The sequence below is a fragment of the Dolichospermum sp. FACHB-1250 genome, assembly GCF_014696335.1.
GTDB classification, from domain to species: Bacteria; Cyanobacteriota; Cyanobacteriia; order Cyanobacteriales; family Nostocaceae; genus Dolichospermum; species Dolichospermum planctonicum.
In genome coordinates this window covers 69,110-80,205 of record NZ_JACJPZ010000016.1, presented here as the reverse complement: position 1 = coordinate 80,205, position 11,096 = coordinate 69,110, and the positions used below count along the sequence as shown (strand labels likewise).

General features: G+C 36.0%; 3 protein-coding genes and 1 CRISPR repeat array (1 of these 4 cut by a window edge). All 3 genes read left to right on the top strand.

The window, feature by feature from the left end; translation table 11 throughout:
* Window positions 1-1,025: calcium-binding protein (locus H6F39_RS07865; protein WP_190396500.1), on the top strand; the 1,025-nt coding region annotated here is incomplete at its 5' end.
* Window positions 1,026-1,644: 619 nt separating this feature from the next.
* The gene (locus tag H6F39_RS07860; RefSeq protein WP_137908159.1) at window positions 1,645-2,496 is read left to right on the top strand and encodes an alpha/beta fold hydrolase; all 852 of its coding nucleotides are present in this window, start codon (window positions 1,645-1,647) and stop codon (window positions 2,494-2,496) included.
* Window positions 2,497-2,687: 191 nt separating this feature from the next.
* Window positions 2,688-4,877: a transglycosylase SLT domain-containing protein gene (locus tag H6F39_RS07855; RefSeq protein WP_190396499.1), complete on the top strand. Its 2,190-nt coding sequence runs from the start codon at window positions 2,688-2,690 to the stop codon at window positions 4,875-4,877.
* A gap of 373 nt (window positions 4,878-5,250) precedes the next feature.
* A CRISPR array of direct repeats spans window positions 5,251-11,096; the repeat unit is 37 nt; unit sequence GTTTCAATCCCTAATAGGGATTAAGTTAAATTGCAAT; it runs 2,480 nt beyond the window's last position.

Genomic DNA, 11,096 nt, shown 5'->3' with positions numbered 1-11,096 from the left:
TAACCGACAACGTAGAAAAGCTGACCTTGCAAGGAACAACTGCTATTAACGGTACTGGTAATGAACTGAATAACAACATTACAGGTAACGCAGCCGATAACCTTCTCACAGGTAATTTAGGAAATGATACCCTTAATGGTGGTGCGGGTGCTGATACCATGATTGGTGGTCTGGGTAATGATTCTTACAATGTAGATAGTACAGCAGATACCATCACAGAAAACCTGAATGAAGGTACAGATAGGGTTTCTAGCATTATTGATTACACATTGGGGGATAACCTAGAAAACCTAACGTTACAGGGAACAACCGCTATTAACGGTACTGGTAATGCACTGAATAACAGCATTACAGGTAACGCAGCAGCTAACGTTCTCACAGGTGATTTAGGAAATGATATCCTTAATGGTGGTGCGGGTGCTGATACCATGATTGGTGGTCTGGGTAATGATTCTTACAATGTAGATAGTACAGCAGATATCATCACAGAAAACCTGAATGAAGGTACAGATAGGGTTTTCAGCATTATTGATTACACATTGGGGGATAACCTAGAAAACCTAACGTTACAGGGAACAACCGCTATTAACGGTACTGGTAATGCACTGAATAACAGCATTACAGGTAACGCAGCCGATAACGTTCTCACAGGTGATTTAGGAAATGATATCCTTAATGGTGGTGCGGGTGCTGATACCATGATTGGTGGTGTGGGTACGGATAGATTGTATTTAGGTTTAAACGATAATGCTGTAGATAACGTTAATTACGTTCTTGGTGATGGTACAGATACAGTTTACCAATTTGTGCGCGGTGTCGGTGGTGATCAACTGAATTTCTCAGGTATTGCCAATTTTGATGTCATTACATCAGGTACTTCTACATTCATGCTAGTTGGGGATGGTATTGCTGGTAATGCTGGTTTTGCTACTGGTCAGTTATTAGTTACCTTATCCGATACATCTGGATTTAATAGCACCAATTTTGGGGATAACCTGTTTGGTGGTACTTTCCTGTTTAGTTAATTGCTAGTAGGTTGGGTTATGGACTACGGTCTTAACCCACCATAAATTTAGGGAATAATAGTCGGTGGGTTATGCTGGATCAAGATTCAGTGTTTGAGTAAAGTAGAGATAGGCGGGCAGGATGCCCACCCCACAGGAGTTTTATTATTAATAGGGATAAGAATTTGTGAAGATGGTATTTTCGGTGATTTTATGGCGAGATAGTTCTTCCTTATCAGGATTGACTATAGCAAATTCCCAGCCGCAAGTCAATACTCTTAACTCATAAAATGCGAAAAAAATTGAAAATTATTTGAAATTACAGTATATATGATTTGAGTAAAGTAGAGATAGGCGGGCAGGATGCCCACCCCACAGGAGTTTTATTATTAATAGGGATAAGAATTTGTGAAGATGGTATTTTCGGTGATTTTATGGCGAGATAGTTCTTCCTTATCAGGATTGACTATAGCAAATTCCCAGCCGCAAGTCAATACTCTTAACTGATAAAATGCGAAAAAAATTGAAAATTATTTTTTGTCTTGTGGAATTTGGTTGCCTATTACCTAGTAAGATGATAGGAAAGTTCTGTACTATCTGTGCGGTACTGTTGAATTCCCACATAGGAAAATAAAATAAAGTGTCAATTCAAGAACATAAAATTACAGTAGATTCTTTAGAATGGTTTTATCGGGAAGCTGAACCGATGGGTAGAACGGACTTAATTCCCGTGTTATTGTTACATGGGTTAGTTTCTCAAAGTTATAGTTGGAGGAATATTATTCCCAGTTTAGCAGCACAAGGAACTAGAGCGATCGCTCCTGACTGGATTGGTTGCGGATTTTCAGGTAAACCAGAGAAGGAAGATTTTGCTTATACTCCAGATGAATTTATCAAAGCACTAGCAGGATTTGTTGAAGCTTTAAAATTAGAAAGATTTTCCTTAGTTGTCCAAGGATTTTTAGGTTCAGTTGGGTTACAATACGCCTTACGTCATGCTGAGAAAATTGCTAATATAGTCATTTTAAATACACCGATTTCTACGTCCGTGAAAATCCCTTGGAAAATCAAACAAATGGGTTTACCTCTAGCTGGGGATATAATCACCCAAGACCCCTTATTAGTGGATAGAACCTTAGAAAGTGGTAGTTGTTACCGCATTGAAGATCAAGATTTAGATGTTTATAGAAAACCATTTTTGAAAAGTTCTGCGTCTGGGAGAAGTCTCCTAGCGACAATTCGCAATTTACAATTAGAAAAAGCGATGATAGAAATAGAAGATGGGTTGAAAGGATGGCAAAAACCGATTTTAGTACAATGGGGAATGATAGATCCTTGGTTATCTGTAGATATAGCGGAAAACTTGGTGAAATCTGTAGCCAATGGTGAAATTATCAAACTTAATAATGTGGGACATTACCCCCAAGAACATTATCATGAGGTGATTTTACAGGATTTATTGCCATTTGTCCGGTGTGGGGCGGGGAATTAAAAGATGTTTAAAAAGTCACCCATGATCTATGAATATGCCCTATTTCCCGTGGAGACCAAAGAATTTGTCGAAACTAGCGGAAAGTCCGCCATCATAGCAGTAAAAGTTGGTCATGGGTGTTACCTTAATGTTAGAGTTGCAAAGAGATTAATTGGCAACTTTTGGAGACACTAGGCAAACAGCGAGTATCAATGTTAAAGAAACTACAAAAAAGACAAATTTATCTGCTTGCTGGTGCTGGACTATGTGCCTTTTTAGCTGGGGCAATGGTGTCAGCCCCCCAAGCTGGCAAAACCCTAAGTCAATGGTTGAACTTGAGTCAGAGTAAGCCAGAAGGGTTATCTGAGGCTAATAAAGTCAAGTCGGTTGTATTTTCTCTGTTGTCTGAATCTGTACCAGAGAGATTAACAAAACTCCAGGAAATTGCTGAAAAAGGTAGTTCACCAGATCGGGAACGGGCCCGTTATCTATTGGCCTGTGATTACGTGGAAACCTCCCAAGGGAAAAAAGCCCTGAGTTTATTGGTAGGATTGGAAAAAGACTATCCTGTTTTAGCTCCTTATATTTTACTTAAACAAGCCCAAGCTCATGATATTTTAGGTGAAGATAGGAAAGCTTCAGATTTGCGCCAAAAGGTAGTAAAGGAATATAGCAAGGAAGCGGCCGTAGTCAAAGCCATATATGCGATCGCCCAACCAAAATTATATAATCAAGCGATCGCACAATTTCCCTCCCATCCTCTCACCTGGGAAATTATCCGCAAAAGCTTAAAAGATAACTCAAATCAGCCGAACTTACAATTAATCTTAGCTAAATACGCCGCTGACGAGCCGGGAATTGTGGGTGTATTAGATCAATTAGTCAAACAAACCCAACTCAAATCCACAGACTGGGAACTAATTGGTTCAGTTTACTGGGATAATAATCAATTCACGAAAGCTAAAGATGCTTATATTCAAGCACCGAAAACAGCCACCAGCCTCTACCGCATCGCTAGGGGATTACAATTAAATAAACAGCAAGATCAAGCCATTAGCGTTTATAAACAACTGCTGCAAAAATTTCCCACCGCGACAGAAACAGGTATAGCTCTATTAAGATTATCAGACATTAGCAAAGGTCAAGAATCTATTACCTATCTTGACGAAATTATTAGTAATTTTCCTGAAATAGCTCCGCAGGCATTAGTCAAAAAAGCCACATTATTGACAACCCTAAAAAATAATCAATCGGCTGATGGCATATATAAATTATTAATAGGTAAATATAGTACCAGTGATGAAGCAGCAGAATTTCGGTGGAAAACAGCCCAAACCAAGGCAAAAAACAATGACTATTTAGGGGCATGGGAATGGGCGCAACCAATTACCATTAATAACAAGAGTAGTATTTTAGCACCCAGAGCCGGATTTTGGGTAGGTAAATGGGCAACGATATTAGGTAAGCAAGAGGAAGCTGTCACAGCTTATAAGTCTGTGATTAGTGAGTTTCCTTACTCTTATTATGCCTGGCGTTCGGCGAGTATTTTGGGTTTAAATGTGGGTAATTTTGACAGCCTGCGCTTGATGAACCCGACAATTATACCATTTCAACGTCCTGTGCCACCAGCGGGTTCTGAAACCTTTAAGGAATTGTATTTATTAGGACAAGACCGTGATGCTTGGTTGCAATGGGAAACGGAATTTCAGAGTAAAAATCAGCCTAGTGTCGCTGAAGAATTTACAGAAGGGTTGATGAAATTAACAAAGGGTGAGTACCTGATTGGGATTGAGAAAATTGCCAAATTAGAAGATCGGGAAAAACCCGCCGAAAAAGCCGAATATCAAGCTTTAAGTCAAAAAAGCATCTACTGGCAAGCCCGTTATCCCTTTCCCTATTTTCAGGAAATTGAAAAATGGTCAATTTCCCGTCAACTTAATCCACTGTTAGTAACAGCTTTGATGCGCCAAGAGTCTCGGTTTCAGGCAAAAATTAAATCTCCCGTGGGTGCAACAGGTTTAATGCAAGTTATGCCCAGTACAGCAGCGTGGATAGCCCCACAAATGAATGCAGATATCAAAAAAATCAATTTGGAAAATGCCAATGATAATATTATGTTGGGGACTTGGTACTTAGATTATACTCATCGACAGTATAGCAATAATTCCATGTTAGCGATCGCTAGTTATAATGCAGGTCCGGGTAATGTAGCTAAATGGTTGCAAACCATACCCAAAAAAGATCCTGATGAATTTGTAGAAGAAATTCCCTTTGATGAAACCAAAAATTATGTCCGTCAAGTATTCGGTAATTACTGGAATTACCTGCGACTGTATAACCCGGAAGTATCCAACCTAGTCAGTAAATACTCCCAAGAACATCCAAAATTACCCACGAAATAAATTATGTAATTTGGGTGGAGGAACAAAATCCAATATCTTAGGGAGTAGGTGAAATTGCAATTAGGTGACAGAGAACAGGTGACAGGGAACAGGTGACAGGTTACAGTTTAATAATGTTTCGATCCCTAATAGGGATTAAGTTAAATTGCAATCATTGGATAGACTTTCCAGTAATATTTCCAATGTTTCGATCCCTAATAAGGAGTAAGTTAAATTGCAACATTGAATGATTTTTTGGCGTTGCAATAGTTCCAATGTTTCAATCCCTAATAAGGATTAAGTTAAATTGCAATCTTACGATTATAGATTCACTATATCACAAGTGAAATTGCAATTGTGTAGGGGTTAACGGCCGTTAACCCCTACGTTCGTTGTTTCAATCCCTAATAAGGATTAAGTTAAATTGCAATGTTTGTATAAGCAAGTCTTATACCCCAAATGTTGTTTCAATCCCTAATAGGGATTAAGTTAAATTGCAATTAATGCAGACATGATTAAAAACAAAATAAAAGATTGATAGTTTCAATCCCTAATAGGGATTAAGTTAAATTGCAATAATATCTATGGTCCTCCTGTTTTCAAAGACAAGCTAGATGGGTTTCAATCCCTAATAAGGATTAAGTGAAATTGCAATAATAAGTAGGTTTTGATACAATTATATCAAAATAGGTTTCAATCCCTAATAAGGATTAAGTGAAATTGCAATCTATCTTCTTATAAGGAGGCAAAAAATGAGTGTTTCAATCCCTAATAAGGATTAAGTGAAATTGCAATTTGAGATGATCCCCGGTTTTAAAGTGGGAATAGAGTTTCAATCCCTAATAAGGATTAAGTGAAATTGCAATTTTAGTGATAGTAAAAAATTATTTAATGCACATATCAAGTTTCAATCCCTAATAAGGATTAAGTTAAATTGCAATATATCATCAGAGAATTGGAAGTTGGACCTTGGAAATAGTTTCAATCCCTAATAAGGATTAAGTTAAATTGCAATGGTCCGCTTTGTTTTCCCTCTCTCACTCTTTTATAATGTTTCAATCCCTAATAAGGATTAAGTTAAATTGCAATTTGCGACACCGCCGCATCAATGTTGTGACCTTCCGACGTTTCAATCCCTAATAAGGATTAAGTTAAATTGCAATTTTCTGTGCCGTATTTCAGTCCATATCTGCGATATGGTTTCAATCCCTAATAAGGATTAAGTTAAATTGCAATTCATATTCTCAAGATAGTTTTTTAAGTTTTCTTGGAGGTTTCAATCCCTAATAAGGATTAAGTTAAATTGCAATTTACTAGGCCTTATCGTGCGGTGGTAGCGTGTGGGGTTTCAATCCCTAATAAGGATTAAGTTAAATTGCAATCAGAATATTTGTCTTGTCATTTTTTTGTTTACTATTGTTTCAATCCCTAATAAGGATTAAGTTAAATTGCAATCAGAACTTCTAAAAGAAGAATAAAATACAACCACGGCGTTTCAATCCCTAATAAGGATTAAGTTAAATTGCAATCTCTGATTGATATCTCTGGCGATACCTATATGATGTTTCAATCCCTAATAAGGATTAAGTTAAATTGCAATACTACCGAACCCGTTACCACCGAACCCGTTACCATCGGTTTCAATCCCTAATAAGGATTAAGTTAAATTGCAATTTGAGTTAAAGATGCTGTTCCCAATAGCAAAAATTGTTTCAATCCCTAATAAGGATTAAGTTAAATTGCAATTTATCAGTAGGTACGGTATTATCGAGTTTAAAAAGTTTCAATCCCTAATAAGGATTAAGTTAAATTGCAATTCTAGTAGTTGCATATCCTTGTCATGTAACTGATTAGTTGTTTCAATCCCTAATAGGGATTAAGTTAAATTGCAATAATCTTTGGATGCTAGTCTCAATGGTGGTATTTGGTTTCAATCCCTAATAGGGATTAAGTTAAATTGCAATCCTTCGTAGCTTTTGCACTTGGTAGCTATTTGCTGTTTCAATCCCTAATAGGGATTAAGTTAAATTGCAATCATCCTTTATTTGGTATTTAGCTGGGAAAAAATCGTTTCAATCCCTAATAGGGATTAAGTTAAATTGCAATAGATATAGCAGAGTGTAGCCTTGAGTTCTGGTTAGTTTCAATCCCTAATAGGGATTAAGTTAAATTGCAATCTGATGAGAGCAAAACTGAGTTTAACCCGTCACTCACCTCAGGTTTCAATCCCTAATAGGGATTAAGTTAAATTGCAATGAATTAGCAGTAGGCTTGATCGCTGTATCCGGTCGTTTCAATCCCTAATAGGGATTAAGTTAAATTGCAATAGGTTATAGAAGTGGTGAAGGAAGTGCCTGTAGAGTTTCAATCCCTAATAGGGATTAAGTTAAATTGCAATCTTTAGTGAGTTTTTCCTTGAAATCGGGTGTATTTAGTTTCAATCCCTAATAGGGATTAAGTTAAATTGCAATTACAAGTGTGATGTTACTTGCTTGCTTGCTTATTGTTTCAATCCCTAATAGGGATTAAGTTAAATTGCAATATGTATATCCGCATTTATTTGCGACGTACTCCATAGTTTCAATCCCTAATAGGGATTAAGTTAAATTGCAATTCCGCTTTGTTTTCCTCTCTCACTCTTTTATAATGTTTCAATCCCTAATAGGGATTAAGTTAAATTGCAATTTTTTTAGGCCGCGAGGGCGGCCTGAGTTTTTAAAGTTTCAATCCCTAATAGGGATTAAGTTAAATTGCAATTAGGAAACACTACCGTCTTTAATGATGATACGCAGTTTCAATCCCTAATAGGGATTAAGTTAAATTGCAATCCGATGATTGCAAAGATGCAAAAATAGCGATTAATGTTTCAATCCCTAATAGGGATTAAGTTAAATTGCAATCGATAAAGCCTGTTATGCCAAAATTAAAATAGATGTTTCAATCCCTAATAGGGATTAAGTTAAATTGCAATAAGCGTGATTATAAAATCTACAATTGAAAGTCAAAGTTTCAATCCCTAATAGGGATTAAGTTAAATTGCAATAAGCAATTAATTTCACTGTGTAAAAATATTATGTTTCAATCCCTAATAGGGATTAAGTTAAATTGCAATTTCTAATGATACATAATTTGAGCGATCGCTTTGGTTTCAATCCCTAATAGGGATTAAGTTAAATTGCAATCCATAATGCAAAAACTCGACGGTGCGGGTAACTTGGTTTGAATCCCTAATAGGGATTAAGTTAAATTGCAATTCATCAGAAATTGACAAAATTGACATTTTATTGTTTCAATCCCTAATAGGGATTAAGTTAAATTGCAATGAAGCTATACGCGCCCCCCATTGCTTACCATCTTTGTGTTTCAATCCCTAATAGGGATTAAGTTAAATTGCAATTTTTACCCTGTACAAATTCAAAACAACGCTTAGTAGTTTCAATCCCTAATAGGGATTAAGTTAAATTGCAATAATAATCAGATGTTATCCTTTACTCTTAAAATAGTTTCAATCCCTAATAGGGATTAAGTTAAATTGCAATCAGATAATCAATTTAACTATTTAGAGTTTTTGATTGAGTTTCAATCCCTAATAGGGATTAAGTTAAATTGCAATATGTGTGGTGAAATCAAGACAATTAGGCATATCAGAGTTTCAATCCCTAATAGGGATTAAGTTAAATTGCAATTAGCTTGTTTTCATCTGGAAATGTTACCAGAAAAACGTTTCAATCCCTAATAGGGATTAAGTTAAATTGCAATATCAATGACCGTTCTTTGATTGATATATTCAATATGTTTCAATCCCTAATAGGGATTAAGTTAAATTGCAATTGATTACGGCGCTCACGGTCGATCAAAAAGCTAAGTTTCAATCCCTAATAGGGATTAAGTTAAATTGCAATAACCACAACCCCAGGAAAACATCACCACACCCCAGGAGTTTCAATCCCTAATAGGGATTAAGTTAAATTGCAATTTTGCTTTAAATATTAAGGCGTTGGTCAGCACTGTTTCAATCCCTAATAGGGATTAAGTTAAATTGCAATGGTGCTGAAGCGGGGCTAGTAATCTACCACATTAATGATGTTTCAATCCCTAATAGGGATTAAGTTAAATTGCAATAATTCAAATTTTACATCTTCATTATTCTCATACGGGTTTCAATCCCTAATAGGGATTAAGTTAAATTGCAATTAATGCCTTTGCTATGCGTAGCTATGAAAGGAAAAAAGGTTTCAATCCCTAATAGGGATTAAGTTAAATTGCAATCTCTTCTGGCTAAGTCCGCAGCTATTTTCTGGATTACGTTTCAATCCCTAATAGGGATTAAGTTAAATTGCAATTAGATGCAATTACTTATCCTTTATTCAAATTTAGGCGGTTTCAATCCCTAATAGGGATTAAGTTAAATTGCAATTCTGGTGAAACTCAGCGAGTTTGATGTCAGCTTTTGTTTCAATCCCTAATAGGGATTAAGTTAAATTGCAATATTTTCATACAATACCCCCACAAAAAAAGCAAAGCATCTGGTTTCAATCCCTAATAGGGATTAAGTTAAATTGCAATTTCCCACTCTTTTTTTTTTCCTCCACTCTTTTATAATGGTTTCAATCCCTAATAGGGATTAAGTTAAATTGCAATGGGGTGGGTTTACCGTGGTTGGCTTTTCCCGCCCCCCATGTTTCAATCCCTAATAGGGATTAAGTTAAATTGCAATAAGCATCATGTATAGGCGTTGATGCGTCCCCACCATGTTTCAATCCCTAATAGGGATTAAGTTAAATTGCAATTTTCTAAGATCAACCCCGGCACTTACGCCGGGATTGTTTCAATCCCTAATAGGGATTAAGTTAAATTGCAATTTTCCCAGCGCCCCTATTCCGGTCCGATCATCTTCAGTTTCAATCCCTAATAGGGATTAAGTTAAATTGCAATCTTTGGTCAATCATCTTGTATTTTAGCTCCTAGTATTGGGTTTCAATCCCTAATAGGGATTAAGTTAAATTGCAATAATAGCTTCACCCTCAATCGGTACGGGAGTCTCTATTGTTTCAATCCCTAATAGGGATTAAGTTAAATTGCAATTGGCGCGATCACTTCCTAGAAGAATTGATAGATGTTTCAATCCCTAATAGGGATTAAGTTAAATTGCAATCTTACTCTGATATATCCGATAAGTTTCATATCCTCTGTTTCAATCCCTAATAGGGATTAAGTTAAATTGCAATTAGATTTTAAGCCGTGCTGATAGCTTATAAAGAGTTTCAATCCCTAATAGGAATTAAGTTAAATTGCAATTTGACCAACACATATTACTGAAGGCTTTATTCGTACCGGGTTTCAATCCCTAATAGGGATTAAGTTAAATTGCAATAAGGATCTCAAGTTCTTAGAAGAAGATGCGCCTAGAATAGTTTCAATCCCTAATAGGGATTAAGTTAAATTGCAATCTTAAAAGCCTAGCGTAACCCTACCCTAACCCGCGTTTCAATCCCTAATAGGGATTAAGTTAAATTGCAATCGCTAACGAAGGGCAAAAAAGAAAACTTATGAGTTTCAATCCCTAATAGGGATTAAGTTAAATTGCAATTTGAAAAGCTTGTACAGTAAGGCTTTCAAAAAGTTTCAATCCCTAATAGGGATTAAGTTAAATTGCAATCGGATATTAAGTTATCGGAATTTCACGTTAATCTGTTTCAATCCCTAATAGGGATTAAGTTAAATTGCAATTATTATAAAAGAGTGAGAGAGGGAAAAAACAAGCCGTTTCAATCCCTAATAGGGATTAAGTTAAATTGCAATAACAGACATAGAATGAGAAATGAGAATATGAGTTTCAATCCCTAATAGGGATTAAGTTAAATTGCAATCTGATGATAGAAAAATCACAGCACAAAGTGTAGTTAATTGTTTCAATCCCTAATAGGGATTAAGTTAAATTGCAATTTTACACTGGGGTGGGGGAAACTGTAATGAGGGGTTTCAATCCCTAATAGGGATTAAGTTAAATTGCAATATTCCCCAATCTTCTGGATAGCAGATAAATCCCCTAGTTTCAATCCCTAATAGGGATTAAGTTAAATTGCAATTTTAATTTCTGATTGAATGATTTAATCTCTTCCATGTTTCAATCCCTAATAGGGATTAAGTTAAATTGCAATCAGGAACACCACACCAATATAAAAATACTATTGGCGTTTCAATCCCTAATAGGGATTAAGTTAAATTGCAATTTGTATT

What these genes read in the sequence shown, in the direction of transcription:
- H6F39_RS07855 (WP_190396499.1), top strand. Translation starts at nt 2,688, where the DNA reads ATGTTAAAGAAACTACAAAAAAGACAAATTTATCTGCTTGCTGGTGCT.